At 56.6% G+C, this 24,419-nt stretch carries 22 protein-coding genes; 15 read left to right on the top strand and 7 right to left on the bottom strand.

What is annotated here, in order from left to right:
* The first annotated feature begins 9 nt into the window (after positions 1 to 9).
* The gene (locus P0D77_RS08105) at positions 10 to 1,188 is read left to right on the top strand and encodes an outer membrane protein assembly factor BamB family protein (protein WP_277552355.1); all 1,179 of its coding nucleotides are present in this window, start codon (positions 10 to 12) and stop codon (positions 1,186 to 1,188) included.
* Complete coding sequence (locus P0D77_RS17715; protein WP_432764790.1) at positions 1,185 to 2,429, top strand: outer membrane protein assembly factor BamB family protein; 1,245 nt, start codon at positions 1,185 to 1,187, stop codon at positions 2,427 to 2,429. Before P0D77_RS08105 ends, P0D77_RS17715 begins: the two co-directional genes overlap by 4 nt.
* Positions 2,430 to 2,511: 82 nt before the next feature.
* Here P0D77_RS17715 and P0D77_RS08100 read toward each other — a convergent pair whose 3' ends face one another.
* Entirely contained in the window at positions 2,512 to 3,081 is a 570-nt protein-coding gene (locus P0D77_RS08100; RefSeq protein WP_277552353.1) for a PH domain-containing protein, read from the bottom strand.
* Positions 3,082 to 3,089: 8 nt separating this feature from the next.
* Positions 3,090 to 3,743 carry a hypothetical protein gene (locus tag P0D77_RS08095; RefSeq protein ID WP_277552351.1) on the bottom strand — a complete coding sequence of 218 codons (654 nt, stop codon included), beginning with the start codon at positions 3,741 to 3,743 and terminating at the stop codon, positions 3,090 to 3,092.
* Positions 3,744 to 4,299: 556 nt separating this feature from the next.
* Here P0D77_RS08095 and P0D77_RS08090 point away from each other — a divergent pair.
* Positions 4,300 to 5,217 carry a PQQ-binding-like beta-propeller repeat protein gene (locus tag P0D77_RS08090; RefSeq protein ID WP_490396528.1) on the top strand — a complete coding sequence of 306 codons (918 nt, stop codon included), beginning with the start codon at positions 4,300 to 4,302 and terminating at the stop codon, positions 5,215 to 5,217.
* 9 nt (positions 5,218 to 5,226) lie between these two features.
* Here P0D77_RS08090 and P0D77_RS08085 read toward each other — a convergent pair whose 3' ends face one another.
* Positions 5,227 to 6,246, bottom strand: a complete 1,020-nt coding sequence (locus P0D77_RS08085; protein WP_277552349.1) for an outer membrane protein assembly factor BamB family protein — start codon at positions 6,244 to 6,246, stop codon at positions 5,227 to 5,229.
* 360 nt (positions 6,247 to 6,606) lie between these two features.
* Here P0D77_RS08085 and P0D77_RS17710 point away from each other — a divergent pair, with 360 nt between their 5' ends.
* The 9 genes from P0D77_RS17710 to P0D77_RS08045 all read left to right on the top strand — a co-directional run bounded on the left by P0D77_RS17710 (position 6,607) and on the right by P0D77_RS08045 (position 16,558).
* A complete protein-coding gene (locus P0D77_RS17710) occupies positions 6,607 to 6,903 on the top strand; it encodes a transcription initiation factor IIB family protein (protein WP_432764840.1) in 297 nt (98 codons plus the stop codon).
* A 197-nt stretch (positions 6,904 to 7,100) separates the two neighbouring features.
* A complete protein-coding gene (locus P0D77_RS08080; protein ID WP_277552348.1) occupies positions 7,101 to 7,499 on the top strand; it encodes a hypothetical protein in 399 nt (132 codons plus the stop codon).
* 38 nt (positions 7,500 to 7,537) lie between these two features.
* Positions 7,538 to 9,214 (top strand): DUF8186 domain-containing protein, encoded by a 1,677-nt coding sequence (locus P0D77_RS08075; RefSeq protein WP_277552346.1) that lies wholly within the window; start codon positions 7,538 to 7,540, stop codon positions 9,212 to 9,214.
* 87 nt (positions 9,215 to 9,301) lie between these two features.
* Positions 9,302 to 10,093 (top strand): hypothetical protein, encoded by a 792-nt coding sequence (locus P0D77_RS08070; protein WP_277552345.1) that lies wholly within the window; start codon positions 9,302 to 9,304, stop codon positions 10,091 to 10,093.
* A 1-nt stretch (position 10,094) separates the two neighbouring features.
* Positions 10,095 to 11,360 (top strand): TrbL/VirB6 family protein, encoded by a 1,266-nt coding sequence (locus P0D77_RS08065; RefSeq protein WP_277552343.1) that lies wholly within the window; start codon positions 10,095 to 10,097, stop codon positions 11,358 to 11,360.
* Entirely contained in the window at positions 11,357 to 12,391 is a 1,035-nt protein-coding gene (locus tag P0D77_RS08060) for a TraC-like domain-containing protein (RefSeq protein WP_277552341.1), read from the top strand. Before P0D77_RS08065 ends, P0D77_RS08060 begins: the two co-directional genes overlap by 4 nt.
* Positions 12,378 to 14,453 (top strand): VirB4 family type IV secretion system protein, encoded by a 2,076-nt coding sequence (locus P0D77_RS08055; protein WP_277552339.1) that lies wholly within the window; start codon positions 12,378 to 12,380, stop codon positions 14,451 to 14,453. The genes P0D77_RS08060 and P0D77_RS08055 overlap by 14 nt, the downstream gene beginning before the upstream one ends.
* A gap of 6 nt (positions 14,454 to 14,459) precedes the next feature.
* Complete coding sequence (locus P0D77_RS08050; RefSeq protein WP_277552337.1) at positions 14,460 to 15,350, top strand: phage NrS-1 polymerase family protein; 891 nt, start codon at positions 14,460 to 14,462, stop codon at positions 15,348 to 15,350.
* A gap of 272 nt (positions 15,351 to 15,622) precedes the next feature.
* A complete protein-coding gene (locus tag P0D77_RS08045; RefSeq protein ID WP_277552335.1) occupies positions 15,623 to 16,558 on the top strand; it encodes an NAD-dependent epimerase/dehydratase family protein in 936 nt (311 codons plus the stop codon).
* A 42-nt stretch (positions 16,559 to 16,600) separates the two neighbouring features.
* On the opposite strand, the gene P0D77_RS08040 is transcribed toward P0D77_RS08045, so the two are convergent.
* Positions 16,601 to 17,008 carry a hypothetical protein gene (locus P0D77_RS08040; RefSeq protein ID WP_277552333.1) on the bottom strand — a complete coding sequence of 136 codons (408 nt, stop codon included), beginning with the start codon at positions 17,006 to 17,008 and terminating at the stop codon, positions 16,601 to 16,603.
* A 189-nt stretch (positions 17,009 to 17,197) separates the two neighbouring features.
* Between P0D77_RS08040 and P0D77_RS08035 the strand changes: the two genes are divergently transcribed.
* Positions 17,198 to 17,776 (top strand): metal-dependent hydrolase, encoded by a 579-nt coding sequence (locus tag P0D77_RS08035; protein WP_277552331.1) that lies wholly within the window; start codon positions 17,198 to 17,200, stop codon positions 17,774 to 17,776.
* A gap of 53 nt (positions 17,777 to 17,829) precedes the next feature.
* On the opposite strand, the gene P0D77_RS08030 is transcribed toward P0D77_RS08035, so the two are convergent.
* A complete protein-coding gene (locus tag P0D77_RS08030; protein ID WP_277552330.1) occupies positions 17,830 to 18,369 on the bottom strand; it encodes a DUF7342 family protein in 540 nt (179 codons plus the stop codon).
* Between the two features lie 615 nt (positions 18,370 to 18,984).
* A complete protein-coding gene (gene glmU, locus P0D77_RS08025) occupies positions 18,985 to 20,196 on the bottom strand; it encodes a bifunctional sugar-1-phosphate nucleotidylyltransferase/acetyltransferase (RefSeq protein ID WP_277552327.1) in 1,212 nt (403 codons plus the stop codon).
* A 450-nt stretch (positions 20,197 to 20,646) separates the two neighbouring features.
* Between glmU and P0D77_RS08020 the strand changes: the two genes are divergently transcribed.
* Entirely contained in the window at positions 20,647 to 21,498 is an 852-nt protein-coding gene (locus P0D77_RS08020; RefSeq protein ID WP_277552325.1) for a hypothetical protein, read from the top strand.
* A gap of 334 nt (positions 21,499 to 21,832) precedes the next feature.
* Here P0D77_RS08020 and P0D77_RS08015 read toward each other — a convergent pair whose 3' ends face one another.
* Positions 21,833 to 22,636: a hypothetical protein gene (locus P0D77_RS08015; RefSeq protein WP_277552323.1), complete on the bottom strand. Its 804-nt coding sequence runs from the start codon at positions 22,634 to 22,636 to the stop codon at positions 21,833 to 21,835.
* 463 nt (positions 22,637 to 23,099) lie between these two features.
* On the opposite strand from P0D77_RS08015, the gene P0D77_RS08010 reads away from it, so the two are divergent.
* A complete protein-coding gene (locus P0D77_RS08010) occupies positions 23,100 to 23,348 on the top strand; it encodes a MarR family transcriptional regulator (protein ID WP_277552321.1) in 249 nt (82 codons plus the stop codon).
* The last annotated feature ends 1,071 nt before the right edge of the window (positions 23,349 to 24,419 follow it).

Raw genomic sequence — 24,419 nt, 5'->3', positions numbered from 1 at the left:
ACTCCAGTAATGAACCGGCGTCGGTACTTAGCAGCACTAGCAACAACGATACCGTTCACAGGCTGTCTGAATTTCAGCCAATCACAGGAGAGTACCACAACTCAATCGTCCGAGCAAGCGACGACCCAGGCAGCAACAGCATCGACACAACCCCCGTCTCAAGAATCCACTCCAGCAGAAGAGACTGCTACCCCTGAACTTCCGGAAGGGACATTGTGGGCTTTCAGGGCAAATGCCCCGTTCATCGCTGGACCTGTACACAAGGACGGTCTCGTGTTTGCCACGAGTGTTGATAGACATCTCTACGCGCTAAACACGGGTGATGGGACCGAGCAGTGGACTGCAGAGACAACGAACGAACTTGATAAAGCACTCACCGTTTGCAATGGCGTTGTCGTCGCTTCCGGAGCAGATGAGGTACTTGGTGTACGGCTTACTGACGGATCGACAGTATTCAATGAGACAGGGTACGGTAGTGGGATTCGGGCACAAGTATCTACGACTAAGACTGTATATCAATCACTCTTCCCACACGGACTTCGTGCACTAGACCCAGTGACAGGTACCGCCCTCTGGACGGTGGAGAATGACCTCTCAGGTGTAGAGATTGCGACGGATGGCGAGACGGTGTGCGTAGCATATAATCCTGAAGAGAAATTTGGCGACCCACCGTGGGCATTTGGTGGGTATGATGCGGAGACCGGTGAAGAGTTGTGGTACTTCAAGCGAAATCCTGACAGAGACCGCGAGCGTCTCGGTGTCGCAGTTTCGGAAGGGCTCTGTTTTGCAACTGATGGGGCACAAGCGCTGTTTATCGATGCCCGAAGCGGAACAATCCAGGCTGAAGAATCACTAAACGTGAGCTATGTTCACGGAGCAGCAGATGGTGTCGTGGCAGTTGGGAGTAGTGATCTTGGGCTACAGGGGCGAGATATGAGCACTGGCAACTCAGTCTGGCAAACTGGAGAAAGCGTTCGGGCATACGGACCAAATACGACTGATGAAAGTCGTCTCCAATTTTATGAGGATGACCAATTGTACACGCTCGAGATCCCCAGCGGTGAATACACCACCTCCGAGCTTGGTTCCCTCGGTGACGCAGATTTGACAGGTGAATTAGCGGTATCTGACTCAAGCGTGTTTCTAACGACAGAAGATGCTCGGGTTCGCGCTGTAGAGCGACAATGACGGACGATACTAGCTCTCCAGACGGATCCTCGTCACGGAAGTTGACACGTCGAACCCTGCTCGCTGCTGGGCTGACGTTGGGTACGACAGGCTGTCTACGTGCCCAGGTTGAGTCATCGCCATCAGCTGGTGGGGATCGAACAGTACACTCACAATCTTCAGAGACACTCACGCAGAGAGCCAAACAAACCCAGCGGGGCCACCCAGTTGCTCTCTCAACAGTGTGGAAGGCACAGGTGAGTCGTGGAATTCCGACGATTTCCCCAGATGGAAAGACGGTGGTTGTTGCTGGCCAGAAAGGGGTTACTGCGATTCGGTCTGGCGATGGGACAAGCCAGTGGCAGCACCAGACAGGACCTGTTGAGACACGACCGGCTACAACGTCTCAGCGTGTCTATGTCCCGGCAGCTGATGGCACACTGTACGCTCTCAATAATACAGATGGGACACTTCAGTGGTCATTCACTGGAGACCGCACCCTGACAACGATTCCACTCATCAGTACAGAAGCAAACCGAGTGGTCGTTGGCACAGGTGAATCCGATGGCGTTACTGTTGGCGACTCTTCGAACTCAGAGTTCAAGCCGACATACCTCTATGGGCTGACTCGGGCTGGTGAGGAAGTATGGACAATTGAGACTGCAAACGGTGACCCAGTCTCGTCGACTACCCTCCACAATGAGCGCCTCTACTTGCGGACAGTAAATCAGTTAGAAGCATATGATATTGAATCAGGTACTCAGATCGACTGGGAGCCAAACCTCGGTGACGGGATTTGGGATCGTCCCTCTGACCGACCGGCATACAACACGAAGCGACTCCACTCAGATTCGGCTGGCCTGTATGTGCCCACACGGGATGGTGTCGTTTCAGTCTCACACGCTGGCGATTTTCGTTGGCACTTCCAGCCATTCGACTCTCCAACGCGATTTGCGTATCACGACAACACTGTTATTCTTGGTTCGCGGGATAACGGCGTCTATGCTGTTGATGCTGGAACGGGTGAACAACGCTGGCGAACCCAACTTGATGATACGGTCATTGCCGTCGAGCCGCACGGTGAGACGATTTGGGCTGTAGACCGGTCAGAGACACTGACTGCGCTCACAATGGCGTCGGGCAACCCAACACTCTCAGCCGATCTTCAACGTGGATATGGAGTTGCTGCAGCAGCTCAAGGAGGTGGAGTGATCACTACCACCGCAGAGCAAACGATCGGCAACAGCGTCACCTATGAGTGAACGCTGATTCGGCCACTGGTGGTGGGGCCAACGACAACAGTTCATCCACACTGCACTCAGGATTTAACCAGGCAACCTGCGGTCACACAGTGGCCGGCTCGTCGACGGAGTGTGTAGAAATCACGTCCTGGACCTCATGCGGGTTTTCGACGTGTTCGAGCCGAATTCCACCCAATCCTTCATTCACGCGAATCGACCCATAGCCGAGGATTTTCTGGATGCGACTTTGTTCGAGTTGGCTACTGCGAACCATCTGTATTGGGACCTCACGTTTACTTGTCCGGAGGAACAGCGTGTATTTCCGCTGAATCCGCTCTGTGTTCACCGAATATGTTGTTCGAGTCAAAATGAAGATCCGAAGTAACAGCCGTAAGCCAATTAATAGTCCAACGATCGCAACGACCTGCGCCGCAATTTCAGCAATACTTTGCCCACCAAGCGCGCGTTGATTACTCAAGATTACCCCAACTATGGCGAGCACCACCACGATTGCAAGGCCTAGCGCTATCAGCGTCGGCTTTATTGTCGGGTTTGTTTGCACTGACGCTGGGTGAGCAGGCGCGGAAGGTTGTGAGGCATCGGCTGTCGCCGAGTTGTTTGTACTGTTCTCGACGTCGGCTGAATCGTGGGAGGTGGTCTCTTGTTGGCTCATTGTATCACTTATGTTGCGACGAGGATCGACCCCAGAACGTATGCGATCGGCAGTGACACTACGACCAAAACGGTCGCAGCGCTAGCGATTCTATCGGCGTCGTGGTTGATCCGAGCGCCGAGATACAGCGAATAGAAAAAGTATCCAACCAACACAAACAGACTGAGTAGTGCATACTCTCCGAGTTGTGAAAAGCCGCTTGCAGCCAGCGTTTCCGGCCGTGGGACCGCATACTCAACATCTGCGCCCGCGTACTCGATCAGTGCATAAATGAACGCAACTTGAATGTCGATAACGAAATCGCGAGCAGCGGCGACTCCACTTGCGGTGGTGAGATACCAGACGACGGTGAAAATTCCTGCGACGTACACACTTGAACTATACACGACGCTATATGCCGTTGGAAGGATGCCCTTCGATTGTACGGTAAGAAGTAGCGCCAGATGGGTTGCGACAAACGTCGCGATGGTGAATCCAAGCAGGTACGCTGAGTTCTGTATGAATCCCGCCAGATACACCATCGCCAATCCAGGTTCCGACCCAACCACTCCGGTGAACCACCGTGGAACATCGGCGTTCGATTGAATCCCAACCCCCGCGAGCGTTAACGGTCCAGCATACAGCACCAAGTTAATCAGATAGATCGCAGCGAGTCCCCACATCTGTCGAAGCGTCGCGAGAGTTGATTGGTCCTGTCGTTGGTTTGGGACCGCAACTAATCGCGATGGCCGCAGCAATGCGTAGTACACCCCCTTTACCAAATCGGAGACGACGAGACGCATTGCGTAGTTTCAGACGATAATCCAATCTATTTGTAATTATCGGTATCAGGTATTTGGGAGAATTCAACGTTTGTATCGTCGATACTCTCCATTGAACACCAATTCCGGATACAGCGGTGGATGAAAATTACTGTACATATTTGGAGTATCAGACATACGTGGGTGTATGCTCCAGCAGCGTTCTCGTCGGCAGGTCTGTTCAGTTCTGGCAATGGCTGGATTGAGTGGCTGTCTGAATTTCACTGCCACAGACGAGCAGGCATCATCGTCGACACCGCGATCAGATACCCCTCAAGGAACGCCGAACGGTGAGTCAACGTCAGTCTCCCAATCAGCGACAACTGACCAGCCACGTTCAGACGGGTGGCCATACTCGCTTCCAGCACCAGTGACTACAACACCACTCATCGACGAGTCTACGGTCTATTTTGGGTGTATGGATCACAAATTGTACGGCGTTAACGTAGAGACGGGCACACAACAGTTTGCGACTGATGTCGGCGACCAAGTTGGACCGGGGCTCACACTCAGTGGTGGAGTCATCTACGGAAGCACCCCGGCAGGATTGTTTGGTGTGGACGCTACCAGCGGGGATCTCACACTCTCAGCCTCTAATCGTGCTGTTGGATTTGGAATCAGAGAACCACTGGTGGCAGATGGTATCTTGTACTATCCTGCTGGAGGAACATTACTCGCAATTGATGTTACGTCAGGCGAAGTGGTCTGGAGTCGGCGTGCTCCCGCTGCTTGGGGCGGCAAGCCAGCACTTGTGGATAGCACGCTCATCGTTAGCGATGCAGGGGATGTCAGTACGACCCCGAGTGATCAAAGCCGGGTTTTCGGTCTCGATCCAACCGACGGATCTACACGGTGGCAGGTATCGATTTCAGCGGACTCGTTAGTATCATCAGTTGCAGCGTCAGCTGAAGACCAGACAGCAGTACTCGTTGGGCGATATGGCTTGACCGCTGCATTTGACACGAACACCGGCGAAGAACGCTGGCGGGCAACAGTCGATCGAAATGGGAATGTGACGGGCAGACCGGCAATCGCTGAGCAGACTGTCGTCGTGCCGCTTGGAGGGAATGGGCTGTTTGCATACGATCTTAACTCAGGAAGTGAGCGGTGGGGTAAACCTGAGGCCAGGTCGCTTTCGGGGTACGCTGTGACAATCGCGAACGGACAGGTCCTCACTGGAAGCGAAGCCGCGACGCTGTTAGACCTCGAAACAGGGGACCAAATCCGGCAATTCGAGTTGACACCGCCACTCGCTGACTCCGTGCAACCGACGATGAGCGAACATGCACTCATCTACCCAGCAGCGGATACCACACTCCAGCGTCGCTCACTCTGATCTAACTCTTCACTGGGTCGTATACGCACGCGTTTCTCTGGATCCGCTAACAAAGACTACGTCATTGGCGGTAGACAGCTCATACGACACTTGTGGTTGCTCAAATGAGACAGTTACAGCTTCAGATCCATCCGTTCTGATGCAGTGAAGCGAATCACCCATAGCCCAGACAGCATCAGTCGTGACTGCCGGAGCAACCCAAACATCTGGTTCAGCTTGGTAGCGCCATTGTTGTTCCCCATCTCTCACTGCGTAGATTCCAGTATCGTCCGCGGCAACGTAGACAGTATCATCTGCCACGGTGGGTGGTGAGCTGGCTCGCCCAAGTGGTTCAAACTCCCACTGCTCACTGACTGTCGAACCTTTGATTGTATATGCGAACAGGCGACCGTAATCTGTGAGATATAGCGTATCTCCTCGGCGGGTAGACTGATAGCGAGCGCCACCTTGCGTTGTTTCTCCAAGCTCGCCACTGGTAATGTCCAGCCAGAACGTGACGTTCCATCCGCCAACAATTGTCCGGCCACCGATGGGCGGGGAAAGCGACTGTACTCCAAGCCACGCGTCGTCGACTTGTGCAATCTCAGAATGAGTCTGTGTCCATTCAATGCGGCCAGTCGAGACGTCAACACCCATCAATCCTGCACGGTCATCACCGGAGGTGGTCTTATAACTCATAGCGCAGACAGCAGTTCCATCAAATGCGACCAGCTCCGTTGTTAGATTTCTCACCTCGCTTACGTCTGTCTGGATCGGCGTTGCCCACTGTTGCTCTCCAGTATCGACGTCAATACCGTACAGCGTATCCTGCCCGCCGAACACTAACTTCCCATTTGCGACCACTTCTCTAGTGCCGAGAGAGCTGTCATCCGGAGGTGTGATGCCGTATGACTGAGACCACTGGAGTGACCCATCGTAATTCACCCGGACAATCTCATTTTCAGGATCTCCGATGATGAAGCTGTCTTCGAAGTGGTGATGGATTCCAGCTGAATTGATCCCATAGGGAACCGTCCAAAGATGGGTCACCTGCAGCTGTGACCGCGTCGTTGTGGGTTCCGATTGTGTGGCTGAGTTTACGCGTGACGCCGTTGTGGACGAAGAATCAGACTGTGAGAACGTGGATGATGAAGATTGGTCGGTACTCGTTGCACTGCGCAGACAACCGCTGGTAATCCCTGCACTAAGAAGTGCACACAGCGATCTCCGATGCATAGATCAAAATAGATTGTAGTAGACCATATATGTAGGGTAAATGAAAGACAACGAGCGTGAACGTATACCGATGCAGCGTACTCAGCAATCCAATCGGCAGATTAACAAAGCGAGTCCTTTGCGGCTTGGCCCCGAGACCGTTCACCTAGGATACAATGACAACCTGCGCTCAACATAGAACTTGGTCTCGAAGTAGCACCACCCCACCCTAGAGAGACGCTTGCACGGTTGGGAAGCGAGTTCGGGGTTCCACCAGCCGTCCGTAAGCGCGCTATCGAACTGCTCGGAGAATTGAACGCGGTGAAAGCGGGGACTGGCTGCAATCCTGCAGGGATTGCCGCGGGATGTCTGTACCTTACTGCCTGTGAGTTCGAGTGCTCACTCACCCAGCGCGAGATTGCAACTGCTGCGGAGATTTCGGTGGTGACACTTCGTGCTCGGATGGAGGACCTGATCGACCTGCGTGAGTAAGAACTCACGATTTCCAAAATCAGAGCATCCATTATGCGCTAAGAGAGTTACGTCTGTTAGAATGACTATTTACCAACTTGTTCTTCGATAATTACAGCACCTAGAAATAAGATTTATATTCAATCTCTCCTCGGAGAATACTGTCGAATTTCACGTACTGCGGCTATCTACGCCACTTGTGCGATTTTCGACAGCATATGAAAGATACATCTCACCTACCAGTCGTTCGCGCGGTGTCCACCTGGCTTATCACGCTTCGCCGACCGCTCGTCGCAGTTGCCGCGCTCGCAATCGTTGCCGTCGCTCCTGTCCACGCACAGACGACGGGAACAGCATTTTGCGACACCGATATGGTCGCGACGATCAAGAACGTCTTCACGCTCATCCAGTTTGGTGGGCCGCTTATCGGCGGCGTCATCGCACTTGGCTCGACAGTCGCTCTCCCGGCCGTCTCGCGTGCAGACCGCAAGAAGGAGGTCACAGAGATGCGCAACCAAGCCGTCATCTGGGGCGTCCTCGTCGCACCGCTTGGCACGGCCATCATCGCGTTCCTGCTCAACAATGTCGTCGTCGGAGGCACCAGTTGCGGCTTCTGAGCGCAATACCCCGTACCGCCTTGGTGGTGGTCATCCTTGTGAGTGCGCTCGTCGCGACGACGACGCACTCGTTCGCCCACCCGGAGACTGAAACCGACCACGGCGTCAACGCGACGACGCACGCAACACTGTGGGCAGGTGACACGGACGAGACGAATCTGACGCTCATTGGCAATGCGACCGAGGAGTCACCATCGGGGATGCGGCTCCTCGCTGCGGGGACGGACATCCCGCTTGATGCACCACCGAAGGCAGTCGAGCAGTGGAACGTGGGTGAACTCTCCGAGTTCCCTGTAACTGGGCCAGGAGCGTCGGTGTACCCAACGGCAGCCACGCCAGTCAGTGGTCGATTCATCGCCGATGCCCACGCGACGATCTTCACGGTGCAGCCGTCGACGCACGCACGGCTTGCCGTGGGTGAGCAACCGCTCTACGTTGCCGATCGAGGCGCCGTCCTCGGAGTTGTGGACTACCGCGTCGCCGTGCCTGACGATATTCGATCTGCGCTGTACCGCGAGTCGTGGGAGCTCACCAGCTACACAATCAGCGAGATCCGACTCCTCGTCGACGGCGCGGTCGTTGCTCGCGCCGAGGGGACGCGAACGCCGACGCTCGAATACGACCTCGTCGATGCGGCTGGTGAGCCACGCACGCTTACACTCGAAGCCGATATCGACGTCTCGTTCACGCGGACGACGACAGCTGGCGAGCCAACGTGCCCATCGTGGAACAACTCGAGTTCGTGTACGACCACGTGGACAACAAGCGTGCGGACGCTATCGGAGTCGCTCACCGTTTCCGACGCCATCGATGTTGTGGGGTACGACCTCGACGTCTCAGGCGCGCGGACACAGTACCCGAACGGAGACGTCGGCGTGGTCCTCTACAAGAACCAGCCGTGGCTCGGATACGCACTCGGTGACGCATCCGTGAGTGGGGTTTGGCGCTTCTACTCGGCGCGTGACCCTGCGTGGGATACGCTGACGCGAGCGGATGGGACTGAGACGACGACAGAGCACTCGTCACTGCATCCCTTGCAGGTGAACGCATACCCGATCGAGACGGGGCCGACCGCGGCGCCGCGTTCACAAATAGCGATTCTTGACACCTATGGGGACCGGACGATGCCTCCACCGCTTCCTCCCCACGTTAATCTGGACGTCCTGACCGAAGCATACACAGCTAGCTACGGTATCGCGACGCGGTCGTCTGGAGTCGAGCCCGATTCTTGGCGAATTGTCGCTCGCGGACTCGTCGGTCGTGAACGCGTTACGCTCACTCCGAGCGAGCTCACAGCGGTTCCGATGCACCGCAGCAACCTGACACTCACAATCGACGAGACGACCGACGAGACGGTCGTTGTGCGCGCTTCGCTCCGCGATGCGGAGACAGGCGAGGCGATTGATACGGCTGACAGGGGAGAATCTCTCCGTATCAATGGTCGCGAGGTCGACACTGGACCGGATGGCACTGTGACGGTAACGCTTGACCGTGAGGTTGGTGGCGTCTCCGCTCGCTATGAGCCCCGCCCGTGGTGGGACGGTGGGATTGCCTACACAGGTGACTCCGATGTTGTCTCACCGCGAGGGGTTGTCTTGGAGACAGTCCAGGCACTCTTCGAGTTTGCCGTCCCGCTTGGGCTCGTCCTCTTTGGCACGTTCATTATCGACCGATTGACTGGCTGGAGTGTGTGGCCACCGTGGAGGGGGATGTGAATGCGGCGTGACAGTCCAATTTCGCGTCGCCGTGTGCTCACTGGAGCTGGTGCACTCGGGGCAACAGCACTCGCTGGGTGTACTAGCGTGGGCGGCTCATCGACTGCGACGCCAGCAACCGAGTCCGTGTTTGAGTCGATCGCGTTCGAGGGGCAGCATCTCGCGATTCGACTCCGCGAGGACCACGACGTCTCGATGATCAATGTGATCGACCCCGAAGGGAGTCTCTTCGCACAACAGCGTGTGGCGGTTGGAGAGACTCGGGTGTTGATTGAGATGCTGGATCTTAATGATGGACTCGGCGGGCACGACCACTATCGTCCGGGTAGTTACGAGGTCATCGCACTTCCTGAAACAGATGGAGAACAAACGCAACTGGACTTCACACCACAACTCAGGATAAGAGGTGTCTCACAATATACTGGACCCCGCCCTGAAGACTTGGGCAGAGTCATAGTCTCAATTGAAAATGTCGGGACAGCGCCGACCTGGGTCTACGATCTTGTATACCGTAATGCTCCACAGGAGAGCGCAAATAGAGATTTAACAGGTCTTCTCGGGATACCCTGGATTAAGAGACCAGAGAACGCATCGGAACTAGTCATAGGTCCTGGTGAAACCCAGTCGTATGTTGGGTATGAGTCTCCCTTGTTATTCCCCGACTCTGCGGTAGATTCCTGCAGTGAAGATGGTGAGTTCACAGTGGTCGTAGGTGTTGCTGATGGCACCGCTGTAGAGCAAAAAGTCAAATTCAACCCTGGAGGTCAGTCCCGTCAGGTCAACTCTATTGGGGAATACGTCTGTTCAAAAGTTGAATTAGCGCTCCTCAACGAGCAGTCCACAATCATACAAAACCGGATTAGCCACGGAGGGGAGTGATTTGAGCACACTCGTCGATGTTATCGTCTCCGCCCTTCGTGAGTTTCTACAGGTTTTGACGGAACCAGTTCGGAAGTTGATACAAAATCAAGGGAATACTATTGTCAAAGAGATTGTTGGAACCCCTCACCCGGATTCCGTTTTTGAGGTCCCAACGAATGGAATCTGGCCCAGCTTGTACGATCAGTACTGGGAGTACATCTTCCCATTGGCGCTTCTCCTGTGGGGCCTCTCGATTGGGCTTGTGATATTCCTCGAATCCACGAGTTACCTCTTCAGTGGCTACCACCGCTCGAAGCTCAAGAAGCGTGCATTCTCGGGGTTAGTTGGAATCCTCTTCTGGTGGTGGATCGCTGCCTTATCGCTTCGCTTCATAGAGGCGCTGACGGGCTATCTCGTTCCGGACCTCTCGAACATCACGCTGTTTGAGACACTTTCCTTCGGAGCTATCGGAGTCCTTGGAGTAGCGCTCGCACTCTCAGTTGACCTCATCTTGTTCATTCTCATCGGACTCGTTTACTTCGTTCGCGAGATTGTCCTCTATCTGTTCGTGTTGATGATGCCACTCCTCATTGCCCTCTGGGTTCCAGGAGTTGGACCATTTACCCTCGTTTCAGGCTTCGTCCGCCGACTCGCTGGGTTCTACGTTCCGTTCTTGTTTATGACCGTGCCAGTAGCCATTCTCTTTCGACTTGGGGAGATCCTCGGCGATGAGGTTTCACTGTCACTGGGTGGATTCGGCGCGTGGATTACCGCACTCGTGATCCCGGTCGTTGCAGTTGCGTCACCGTTCGTCCTGTTCTGGCAAGCGGGTGCCCTGCTGTTCACAGCTGACCGGACTGCACAACACGTCTCTGCAGAACGCGCACGGCGACGGACAACTCGGGCAACTGCTGCGGGGAAATCTGGCACACACCAGAGTCGGAATTTCTGGCGTGGCGTCCGCGGCGACGGTGCGGTCAGCCGTGACGGGACTCGTGAGTTCGGGTCTGGTGACTCACGTGCAAACCGGGCAGGGATGCGATTGCGCTCTCGAACGCGGACTGCGAAAACGCGTCTTGTCGACCGGGTCACACCCGAATCAGGTGAAGATAGTCACACATCACGGCTCGAAACCCTTCGTCGAGCGGGAAGCCGTGCACGTGGGCAGCGTGACCCGCTTGGGCCTACCCGTGGCGACAACTCACAGCGTGACTCTGGCTCTCACTCGCCCACCAGGCGTGATTCTCACGCTCGCAAGCAACGCGACCGCGAGGACGAGCAATGAGTGCGACTGATCCAGCCAAGCGTATCCCGAAGTCCATCGGAACCGAGACGAAACTCTTCGGGTCGTACACGCTCACCGACCTTGCAGTTGCACTCACGCCCGGCGTGGTAGTCATCCTGTTGACGCAGGTATTGCTGCCGTCGACGCTTACGGTCGGTGGATACCAACCGCAGACGCTCACGCTTCCACTTGCAGCAGTCGGCATCGCCCTGGGTGTGACCTTCGTGTATCTCACTCCCTCGTACACGACGAGCCTCAACTGGTTCGTGACGTTTCTCGGGTACCACCGAAGTGTCCACGACCTCCCGCACGAGGACGCAAAGCAGTACACACAGATTGAGCGGGTTCACCCCGAGGAAGGACTGCTTGAGCGCACTGACGGCGCGTTCGTCGGGGTGGTGCAGGTTGACCCACCAGCGATGGCGCTCGCGACGAGGGATGAATGGGCGGCGAAAGCTCACGCATTCGAGGAGTTCTGTAACACCGTCGTTGAGTTTCCCATCCAGATCTTCTCGACGACGCAGCCGTTTCCCGTCGACGAGTTCCTCGCGACGTACGAGGCGCGACTTGGCGACGCCGATGTGAAGTCGAATCCGCGGCTTGCAGCGCTCATTGAGCACTACCTCGATTGGTATGCATTCGATCTTGCTGAGCGTCGGATGACCATCCGCGACCACTATGTGGTCGTCCCCGTGACGTCCGGAGAAGTTCGCTACGAACGCGAGAGCCTCATCCAGAAACTCGCCGTCGTTCCCGTTCTTGGCGTGTTTATCGATATCTGGCTGGCCCCGTCTGTGGATGACCAGCGAGTGGCGATGATTGCTGAACTCGATGACCGCCTGCGTCGCGTTGAGGCTGGCCTTCGCGAGATCGACGGCTGTGCGGCAACACGCGTTGACTGTAGTGAGGCAACGGAGTTGCTTGCAGCGTTCTGGGCTGGCGAGCAGCGCGAATACGAGAATATGGAGCAGGTGCTTCGGACGCGCCCGCTTGTGCACACACCCTCCACAATCCACGATGATCCGCGATAGACTCCCATTCATCGGTACTGCAGCATCGGATGACGAACACGCGACAGACGAGACAGACCAGACAGCGGCAGTTGACCAGACTCCAGACATCGACGTCAAGTATGAACCAGACACTGGGCCATTGCGAGGGATTGAGTCAGTCCATCAGTCGGTTGTGACGCCCTCAGATATCGAGCGGACGCCAAACGCAATCCGAACGGGCGAGCAGTGGGCACGGACGCTATGGGTGAGTGAGTTTCCGGACGCGCCTGTTGATGGTTTGTTCGAAGAACTGTACTCGACTCCAGAGACACGGACCACAGATGTCTCGCTGCATATCACACCGCGTGATACGCATCGGACGCTCGACGCACTCGAGAACAAACTCGAGGAATTAGAGGCGAATTACGAGTACCTCTCAGAGAAGCGGCGGGCAGGCGCCCGCGGCGTCCGAAAGGACTTGGAGGACCACCAAGAGCTGTATGACGTCCTCAGAAACACGTCGATGCGTGCCTTCGACGCGTCGATGTACCTCACCGTCCGAGGTGAGCAAGCTACTGAGATCGACGTCGACGGCGTCACAAGCGCCGCTCGTCGCTCACCTGCGAATCTCACTCCTGTGACGCCGCGCTGGGCACAACTTGACTCGCTCATCTCCTCAAGCCCGGTCGGCGTCGACAAACTGAATGAGTCGATGGATACGCAAACGCCGATGCTGGGTGGCGCACTCGGTGCAATGTTCCCATTTGTCGCTGGCGCCTTTGCCGAACCAGGGATCGAATACGGGACGTACGCGCTGAATGAGAGCCCGCTCATCCTTGATCGATTCAATCGCGAGACGGGCTATTGTGCGATGGTTATCGGGAAACTTGGTGCGGGCAAGTCCTTCTCGACGAAGCTACAGCTGCTTCGGCGGGCGATGTATGATGAAGAGACACTCATCGTGATGCTTGACCCGCTGGAGGGATTCGCGGGCGTGAACGACGCGCTCGGCGGCGAGCGTGTGACGATTGGCGGGACGCGCGGATTGAACCCACTCGAGCTGAAAGCCACGCCCCAAGCGATCCTGGCTGAGGTTCCTGACCTCGACCCGTGGTCTGAGCAGATTGCGTGGGTGATGACGTTCTTCGAGACGTTCTTCACGCATATCGCAGCAAGCCCGCTTGGCGGGCGAACACAGACACTTCGGCGTGCGATCCAGGAGGCGTATGAACGACATGGAATCACGCGCGACCCGTCGACGCACACGCGGACGTCGCCGACGATTCGAGATGTGATTGCGGTATTAGAAGACCTGCTAGAACTGCCTGCAGAATTCGGGTATGCGACGAGTGGTGAGCAATCGAGCGTCACCGCAGATGCACAGACGCTGTTGAAAGACCTCCGTCCATCGTTTCGCGATGGTGGCGACCTCGCCAACTTGGCGGCGCCGACCGACCTTGATCTCACCTCAGATGTGCTCTATCTCGACTTACATCAAGAGGAGGGAACGCGAGGGCGGAGCCAGACGAGCCTGATGATGCAGGTGCTGTTCAACACAGTGTATGAGCGTGCGAAAGGCACCGACAAGCGCGTAGTGTTCGCCATTGACGAAGCCCATTATCTGATGGCAGATTCGACCTCGCTCGGCTTCTTGGAGACGGCCGTGCGCCACAGCAGGCACTACGACCTGTCACTGCAGTTTATCACGCAAACTGGTGGTGAGTTCGCGCTGACGCCGGAAGCTCGGACGATTGCGAGCCTCTGCTCGATGACGCTCATACACCGCGTGCAAGAAGAAGCCGAGAAACTCGCTGAATGGTTCGGATTGAGCGAGCGCGAGGTGAACTGGGTGCAGACTGCGAAAGCCGGGAATGATGAAGACGGATATTCAGAAGCCCTGCTCGGAATCGACGAAGAAGGGTGGTTCCCGCTCCGCGTGCGTGCTAGTTCGTTCGAAGGGCAAGTCATCGCGAATGGGATGCCAGGAATCCCTGAAAAGCGGTCCACAGGTTCTCCTCAGGAGTTGAGTGAGCCAGCGTCGAATGGCCACGGTCTATCGGCCTCCCTGACGGGTGATGACGGAGAAACACGTGAGTGGTGAGAGCCGATGAATCCGAATGCGCTCCCAATCGGGCTTCGTGAGTACCCACAGTGGGTGTGTTGGATCAGTCAAGATCGAGATGGAAGGACAACCAAAGTCCCATTCGATCCATCGAAGGGATCGTTCGCCTCAACGGCATCCCCAGAGACGTGGGGAACATTCGACGCAGCGTTGTCCCGTGCGGCACGGTCCGATGTTGATGGAATCGGCTTCGTCTTCACCGAGGATGACCCGTTCGTCGGTGTGGATCTTGACGACTGTCGAAAGCCTAAGACTGGGGTGCTTACTGACGATGCTGTGCGTATCGTCACGCGATTGCAGTCGTATACTGAGGTGTCTCCATCGGGAACTGGAGTTCACATAATCGCCCGTGGACGGTTGCCAGACGGGGCTCGGCGGCGCGGCAGTGTCGAAATGTACGATGATGCCCGCTTCTTCACGATGACCGGGGAACGACTTCCTGGAACGCCCTCACGCGCCTGTGTCCGACCTGGTGCGCTGCAGGTGATTCACAGCGAGTACGTAGACGTGTCTCACTCCTCGGGGACTACCTATTATCGCACCTCCAACTCGGGTGACATTCGTGCATCGTGGGATGATGTCGAGATCATTGACCGCGCCAAGGCTGCAGCCAATGGGGAGAAGTTCACCGCCCTCTGGAACGGCTCGACAGCCGGGTATGAGAGCCACTCCGAGGCAGATATGGCGCTTTGTTGCCTGCTTGCGTTTTGGACGGATGGTGAGCCATCCAAAGTCGACCGCCTCTTTCGCAAGTCTGGGCTTGTCCGCTCGAAGTGGGATGACGTCCACTACAGCGATGGCGCGACCTATGGCGAGCGGACAATCGAGCGTGCGTGTAAACTTGTGAGTGATTCACCTGCGGGAGCAACCGACTGAAGTAGCGTACAGTCTCAGTATTCCTGCCGATCTTAGACGCACCTGCACTACGCCCCGGGAGTCTGAGTCAATTCGTTCGAGTATGTCCTGCTATTGTTAGAGAGGGGTCTCACTCTCGTATGCAGCCCGGGGGAGACCAGCTTTTCCAGCCCCTTTGAGCTGTGATCGTCCGTTGACTGCGAAGTGAGCGAGTATATTATCATAGTCACCAGGGCTATCAGAGTGTCAAACTGAGAGAGAAGACATTTCCGACCATCGTTGCTGTATCTCATATGAACCTACGCGATTCAACGGTTCTCGTGACTGGTGGCGGTGGACTCATCGGCTCGCACCTTGCTGGACACCTGCAGGAGTCATACGACGCCGACGTTCGTGTCGCCGACGATTTCTCCAAAGGCGACCCTGGTCGGATTCCGGAGGGCGTTGAAATCATTGAGGCCGATCTCACGGATGCCGGTGACACTTCCGAGGCGGTCACAGCAGATCTAGACGTCGTCTTCCACCTCGCAGCGTACACGGACACGAACTACGACGACGACCGGACGCTGTTTGAAGAGAACACCGAGATGACGTACAACGTCCTTGAGGCGATGGAGGATGCTGGTGTGTCGAATCTTGCGTTCACGTCTTCTTCTACCGTGTATGGTGAGGCTCCCCGACCGACGCCAGAGGACTACGCCCCACTCGAGCCCATCAGCATCTACGGGTCCTCGAAACTTGCCGATGAGGCGCTGATCTCGACGTACGCCAAGAGTTACGGCTTCACTGCGTGGGTATACCGCTTCGCGAATATCGTTGGCCCCTACCAACGGGGGAACGTCATCCCCGACTTCATCCAAAAACTGCAGGCGAATAACGAGGAATTAGAGATCCTCGGTGACGGGCGCCAAGAGAAGTCGTATCTCCACGTCACTGACTGCGTCGACGCAATGTGCTATATTGTCGACAACGCCGAACGCGACCTCAACACCTACAACCTGGGATCGCGGACGACGACGTCCGTGAACCGGATTGCCGATATTGTGAGCGAAGAGATGGACCTCTCTCCGGAGTATGCATACACGGGCGGTGACCGTGGATGGACGGGCGACGTCCCGAAGATGCGCCTGTCAGTCGAGAAACTCTCCGCACTTGGCTGGGAGCCCCCGACCTCGAGTGATGATGCGGTTCGTGCGGCCACGCGCGACCTGCTCGACGAACTCAGCTAAGAGCGACGGCGTTGGGCAGCGGAGACAACTAGGTGGAGATGCCTATTCGTCGGTTTCGTCGTCAGGGGTCCCATACGTTCCAGATGGGTTATCCAAATCGAGGACAACGAGTGACTCATCATCGTCCCACTCAGGATCGAACTGGGTCGTAACCTCTGGCACAAGCCCATACCGTTCGAGGAATGCTTTGGGTGCAATCGTTCCACCAGCATCGGTAATTGAGACTGTGTAGGCTGCCTCATCAGCATCCTTGTCAGCGACCGGTTCGATCCCAATACGGTTCTTATCCTCATCGTAGTACATCACAGCCCCCTCATTCTCTGCGAAGAACTCCTCAAGCGCTGCGCGGTTGATACCGATGCTTGCGGATTTGCGGAGGGAGATCATCGGTTCAGTTCCAGCGGGACGGCCACGCCCAGCACCAGATTCATCGAATTTTTCGAATGCCATACGCCCTTTTTCACAGGTATTCTTGTTAGGTGTTTTCATAGAATATTCGATGATTTATCCTTGGACGAATTACACTGGGTTTGGTCAAAATCTGTATTTGAGATGCAAGTAATTGATTTGAGACGTTGTCTCAGCTTGAGGTAGGGCGCGTTCGGACAAGCTTACACTCCCACACATCCACGATAGGGTGTGTTACCGCTGGGCCACGCGACACTCGCGTATCTCTGCTATGTTGCGTATGCTGCGATTGGGACTCATCGACTCCCCGCTCGGCTTGCATTACTACCAGTCTTGTTTGGGAGTCAGTTTCCAGATCTGGTCGACAAACCACTCGCGTATGTCGGCGTCCTCACGTACGGGCGCTCACTCGCTCACTCTGTTTTCACGTTCGCGTTGGTGAGCGGAGCGGTGTGGTATGTTTCGGTGCGGCTGGCCGATCGGTGGCCTACAGGGTCTCCGCTGGACAGATTACGGCGACTGACTCCTGCAGCGTTCGCAATTGGCTACGCCAGTCATCTATTGGGAGACACCTACACGTTCTTCCTCTCAGGGAAGTACTACGCCGCTCGCTTTCTCCTCTATCCGTTGTTTCCAGTTCCAGAGAGCCCAGCCGATGAAATCGCCCCGTGGACGAGGATGATTCGTATCTATCAGGATATGGATACGCACCCACAAATCGAATTGATCGTCGCTGCACTGGCTGTCTTCGTTGGCCTTCGCCTCATCACATACTTCGCTAATGCGAAGCGCCCGCGCCAACTGCAGTAGCGATAATAGTTCCCACCGTCGCCATCACCACCGGGATGCGGGACCGACATCCGTCAGCTACTGGCCTCGGCAGGCTCGTTCGTTGGAGTGAGAAAGTCCCATTCGCGGATGGTGAAGCCGACAATGTCGATGCGACGCTGGAGGTGTTCCCACTCGCGGGCGATCTCACGGCGACGGTCTTCTTCGTCGGCGTCGAGACCCTCCTCGGCGAGCGTTCCGCGAAGCTGGTTCGGTGACTCGACGTCGAATTCGTCCTCCCAGTTGCGGATCTGCGCCTTCATATCGGCGAGACGGTCCGTGAGTTCCTCGACAGTGTGCCCGCTGTCTCGAAGCCGCATCGCTTCCTGCATCGCTTGGCGGCGGTAATCAGGGTAGTACGTCCTGTGAGTACCGCTCTCGTCACGGTGGAGGATGCCATCGTCGACGAGCCGTTCGAGGACGCGCTTGGTCGGCTCGTGTGACCAGCCCGCTTCGGAGGCGATCCAGTTGGCCGTCCGCGGCTCCGACAGCTGTCGGGCGGCCATCCGCACGCGGTCTTCGCCGGTGGTCTGGCGCTCCATCAGGCCCTTGGAATTCGATTCTTCTTCGGTCATACGTTACTGTTCACGCCTCATCCCGATATAGATTGATGTTATTCGTCTTATATCGAACCCTGGTATTCCGCTAGTTCTTCGACGTTGCTGTGCGGAGCTACAGCAAACTCGCAGCCCGGTCTCGGCGGCTCTCCCTTGGGGGAAGCGCCGTTCTGAGTCGATGGCAACATTCGTGCTTACCCGATGGCGTCGGGGTGAGTCAAGGTGGTCGTGATTATCGTGTAATCACGTCCAACTAGACACTTGCTCTCTCTCAGCTAATTCAGCGTCTATCGCTCGACGGAAGAACGCCAGCTCAGGAAATTAACTAGACAGTGACATCCTCCGAATCCTGTCGGGGGATAAACTAATCAATGAGTAAACAAAATAGGTTGCTGCTGTGCCCGGCAGTGACTCGACTGAGTACTGCCCTCAGTGTGATGAAGACCAGCCCGTCATCGCAACTGTCCCCTGGCAGTCAAACCTGTGTGAGGTGTGTGGGGGTTCCGTTGGTGACGACTCGTAGTCCGACCAGCGCCCGTCGCTGGGGAGAACACGCCCCCGGGGCGTCTTTTGCTAACTGAATTCGAAGGTCTGCCGTACGGTCACTCACCTAGTTAGCGATGTCTCAAGTTGTCATTCGCCTTGTGCCGGGTCGCGAAGGATTCGCTCAGCAGGAATGGTTCGTTCATCACTCCCCAGCTTGACGCCCGCATTGAGCGTCGTTTGAATCCCAGTTTTTACGCCATCTCCACAGACAACACCGAACTTACGCCGGTCTGTCGAGACGAGGTCTCCCTTGACCAGCATTTGGACTGGTTTATCATCGTGACGTAGGTTCGCAACGGTAGTCCCAGCGCCAAAGTTCACGTCGCGACCGAGGATGCTGTCGCCGACGTACGACAGATGGCCAACAGTTGCATCCTCCATCAGCACGCTGTTTTTGATCTCGACGCTGTGGCCGACCGATGCGCCAGTCCCAAGGTGGGTACACCCACGAACGTACGCGTTCGGTCCAACACTCGCCTCTGCTTCGAGCAGCGCCGGACCCTCAATGACGACACCTGCATCGACGGAGGCGCCTGCTTCGACGACGACGTCGCCACGGATCTCAGCGTCTTCGTGGACATCGCCCTCGATGCGGCGGTCAAGCTCTGCGAGTTTCCATTCGTTTGCCTCAAGCAGTTCCCACGGTCGTCCAACGTCGAGCCAACGCTCGAATGGGACCGCGGTGACGGTGTCGTTGGAACACGCCTGTTCTAAGACATCCGTGAGTTCGAGTTCACCACGCTCGCTTTCACCGACATCGAGCCACTCCTGTGCCTCTGCGGGGAAGACGTACGCGCCTGCATTGATCAAATCCGAGGGCGGGTCAGCCGGCTTCTCGACGACGCCAGTGACACGAGTTCCATTTTCGTTGTCGTCAGCCGTGTGTAACACGCCGTAGGCAGAGGGATTCGAGACGCGATAGGAGCCGACCGAGGGCGCTGTCTCGAACAGCGTCGTTAGCGAGGGCTCGTCATACAGCGCATCGCCGTTGACGACAGCGAATGGGCCCTCTTCGAGGTGGGGCTGGGCAGCACGGACTGCATCAGCAGTCCCGCGCTGCTGCTCTTGTACCGCAAACTCGACTGGGACGTCCTGGACAGAGTCACCGAAATATTCGCGAACGTCTGCTGCTTCATACCCTACAACAATAACGAGACGTGAGGCCCCAGCAGCGACCGCGGCGTCAACAGTGTGTGAAACCAGTGGCTTCCCGGCGACTGGAAGCATCGGCTTCGGCCGGCGGTCTGTGAGGGGCCGCATCCGTGTTCCTTGGCCAGCAGCGAGGACGACTGTCTGCACAGCGATGCCTTGCAAGGCCGGTCCCTAAGCCGTTCCGGAACAATTGGCTTGGATTTTAACTGTTGTCACTGGTGGTGAAGCAGCGGTCGGTTCGATCGGGGTATCCGGCTCGGTTCCGCACCTGCCCGGAAAGCGCTTGAAAGATGACATATTTGGAGTGGTGTTGAATCACACAACAACACTCAAGCTCGCATTCTTAGGATGCTCTCTCGACGGGGTGAGTCGACGAATCCACCCACTGGCCTGGGTGAGGAATTGACGATCCATTGTGTGGCTCCCAGTGCTCGACGTCGAGCTACCGGAGATGATGCGTCATCAGAGACGTCGAACTCAAAACGGTGGAATCACCGACCGTCCTCGTTGTCCTGCACGATCAGTGTTTGAGAGGTCACTGACTGGAGCGTGCTGGCCGAGGCCACACTCAAGTACGGGTCAACCGTTGACTCACGTATGTCTGGCTCGCCAGATGGGTTCTATCTTCCTTCACTCGCGGCAGTCAGCGACGAATTTCTCGCGACAGGTCACGTATGGGTTCACGAGTATGTCGATGGCACACCATTCGGACTGCGACTTGGAGCTGATGGACGTCTCCTGTTTGCGTTTACGGACCCGAGTAGGGGTCAAGCGTCACGTCAGTGGGTTCACGCTGAGCGAGTACAACCCGAATATGGCTTCGCCGTTCGGTACATCCACCAGCACTTCGATCGAAGTGCCTTCCAAGCCGCCCTTGCTGACCCGGAGAGTGTGACGATTTGGTGTCTCGCCGTCCACCGACGCCACAGAGGGTATGACTGGGACCTGGCTCCATCAGTCGTCGGCGTCGACATCGAGTATCCCAGCTCCACGTTCCTTCCGCACGAACTGGAGCAGGTGTTCGAGGCCCTCGGGCTCGCGACCCTGCCGACAATCGATACGGAAGTCCACGTGCGCGATATCGGCGTGGATGGGAAGGAAACCCCAGAGACACAGTGGGGTGAGGGGACTGCCTACGGGGTGCTGTATCGCAAGAAAGGCGGTGGCATCGCGCGGGAGATCGCGAGCGAGTATACGGGGGAGCCACCGCACATAGCTCCGATCGAATCGTCCGTGGATGAGTATGCCGCGACGGTGGCAGCAGATTCGGTGCTTACGTCGATTGTTGAGGAGGGTGGTTCGTCGCTGAGTGTGTCGATGGTGACCGATGCAGTGTTGGATCAAGCGTTGCGGGATGATTTCGGGCGACTCACGCACAACGGGACGTCGTTCGACATCGGGGAACTCCGGAGTACACTCGCCCAGCGTGTCGCTATGGTTCTGAAGTGAGAGGTCTATGAGCCGCTGGATGCAGCGTCTGTCAGGTGGGAGTGGAAAGGCCCCTTCCTCAGGAGGCGGTACCACGGATCTGCTGGGATGTCTTCGCCGTCGTGGACGACGCTGACACCTGGTGGTAGCCCACACAATTCTCGCACTGACCCACAGACCGCCGCCGACCGCCGCACTGTTCGACGCACCCACCAGTAGTCGACCCCTCATACGTGGGTCGACGTGGGCGATCAGTCCGCGGATGGTGTGTTGCTCGGTCGCTGTGTGACTGCGATTGCGTGGCCGCTGACAGGGGTAGTGGCTTGACCGGCTGCCACCAGCTGTCAGTCTTGAGCTATTCGGGTAGTCGGATCAACAGGCGGTTCGGTGACCGCCCGCCTGTATCAGCGCGAACCTCACGTGGTGAGTCCGCGGCGAGGGCTTCGAGTTTCTCGAAGATGCGGCGCACCTCTGTGGAGGTGAGTTGCTCACCTCGTTTGAGGCTCAACTTCTCTTTGACCACTGCGGCGGTGATTGTGACACGACGTCCGTAGGCGTCCTTGACTGTGTGACCCCACTCACCGATATGGCTCAACAGGTCTCTGGCTCTGTTGTGAACAGCATAGACTCTGTCTGTGATGTCACTCGGGCCGTAACGCAGCAATCTCGTGAGTGTGTCTTCACCGGCGCCGCCAAGTGCATCGTCAGTGTCGATGCCGACTGAGTCAGCAACCGATTCGAGGATCCGACGGAGGCGGGTGGTGGCTGCTGCTGGTGTGTTCGTGGTGGTCGACTGCGTGAGTTCGTCCGTGAGTGTCTGTAAGCAGTCGAGCACTGAATCGTGGTCAGCGAGGAACGTCTCTTGCTCGTCAGTCAGGTAGCCTGACTCGTCGCCAACGAGGATGGTGTCGACTCGTGAGAGATGCCGTTCGTGTTTGATATCGACGCGACGTTCGAGGCGTTCGAATCGCTCGTCGATATCGGTCGTAGTGATGACGGCCTCGAGATCGTCGAGTCTGGAGGTGACCTCGTTGTGTTGCTGGGCGAGCTGTACGGCTTGTTCGTCGATGATCTCGCGTTGCTCTTCGATGATGGTGCGCTGTTCTGCGATGAGGTCGGTGAGATCGGCAATCTGCTCGGTGGTGGATTCTGTGGACATATCGATGGCTGTCGCTGTGGCTGGTGGGTGTCGGAGCGGTACGCTCGGTGGCTGACTACTGGGTCGCTGTGTGCGACCGTGTGTACGTTCGGTGTGAACCGGGTAGTTTGGCGGGTGCGGTGGGGATCGCCGTGTCGACGCGAGTTATGGCGTGGACCGCGACCGCCTTATTCACAGCCCGCTGGGGTGGCGTCGGCTGTGGTGATGCGGTGTTGCGGTCATTCTGTTCGGTATGTTGAAGCCGTGCGAGGTGAGAATAGTGCATGTTGCTCTGGCTGAGCGACCTCACACGGCGGTCGGTGCTATGACACCGGCCGCCCTTCTTGTGGGCGGCCTCACCGTGGAGCGTCGCGTACACTCTCGAGGGATGGCCACCACTTAGTAGTTGCGCATAAACGGTGATGCGTATCAACAGATGGCAATCACACAGAATTTTACTCGGTGCTATGGTGATTCGATACATATGCCCGGTCCGGATCCAAAGGTCTCAGACGAGCAGATTCTCCAACTCGTCGCTCTTGCTCCGGACCCAATCGTCACTGCGGGTGAACTCACCGATCAAATCGAAATGACCCAACAAGGGGTAAACAAGCGGCTCAAATCCCTTGTCGAGGCTGGGTACCTCGAAAGCCGAAAGGTAGGCGGTGCAGCACGTGTCTACTGGATCACCCCTGCTGGCAGAAAGCTGGCAGCACCAGCCGATCTCGACTAGCGGTCTGGCAACCAATACACGACAGCGGAGCTACCGACTTTTCGTCGGCAGAGAAGGCCTCGTGATGCGAGCCGCCTGAGCCGCTTATTCACAGCTTGACGGGTGATGGGCAACTGTTCTGTGAGATCGCCCGCGGTTCGGATCGGCTGATGTGCGTCACGGAACAACTGAACAACTTGATCGTCACTGACTTTCTGTCGCCCTGCGGCCTTTTCGGCGTTCATACTACTACTAACTATTTCTGCGCTTCAATAGTTTTATGGGTTCTCCGGAACAAGGGTCTACTACGAACATACACCACAGCCAGCCACTGAGACTGGTGAAATGCCCCCTGTTGGAGCAGGTGGGCGGTGGGTGTTCTACAGAGAGAAGGAACCCATGCAAACAGACACAACTCCGACTGAAATAGCTAGCGACGATGAACCGACTGCCTGCCGCCACGAGAACATATTCTGCCCGGGAGTAGATGGCGAGAATCCTACCGTTCGGTCGGATATTCTCCCGTGTTTTGAATGCTTCTGTGCGACGAACACGTCCCGTGAGGCTTGCGCGAGTGAATCAGTTGCCCGTGTGAGCACCGCCGAGTGTACGCTTGACAGTTTTCGTTGGTCGTGGAGTGAGGAATGAGTGTTCGCATATACGGGACACAGTGTATACTGTGTCGGCGAGTGCTGCTACGTGGATCGATAGATGCAGCGCTGTGTGCTCGGTGTGATGGTTCTTGCAGAGAGGTACGCTAATGTCGTGTACCGTTCGCGATCGGATACACGTACATAATGTGGCGAATGCGCTGGCACAGTGTGAGTGCGTCCTCGGTGTGGATGTGTGTGCACCGAATGTAGGACCACACACCAACTGGACCGTTGAAGCGACGCTCTCGCGGGGAGTGGTCCCAACCGATGTCCTTCAGACGCTCGCAGGGTGGGGTGTAACACTCGTCGACGCATCACTGCAGGGTAGCAATATGATTGTGACGGCGACGGTCTAACCGCTCCCTGTTTAGAATATCTCACGAGCTTCTCTGCTTCTGCCTTCGGTAATTAATAGGAGTATCGCGGGAGGCACACCCTG

The sequence above is a fragment of the Halobaculum limi genome, from assembly GCF_029490015.1.
Taxonomy (GTDB): domain Archaea; phylum Halobacteriota; class Halobacteria; order Halobacteriales; family Haloferacaceae; genus Halobaculum; species Halobaculum limi.
This window is presented reverse-complemented; position numbering and strand designations above follow the sequence as displayed.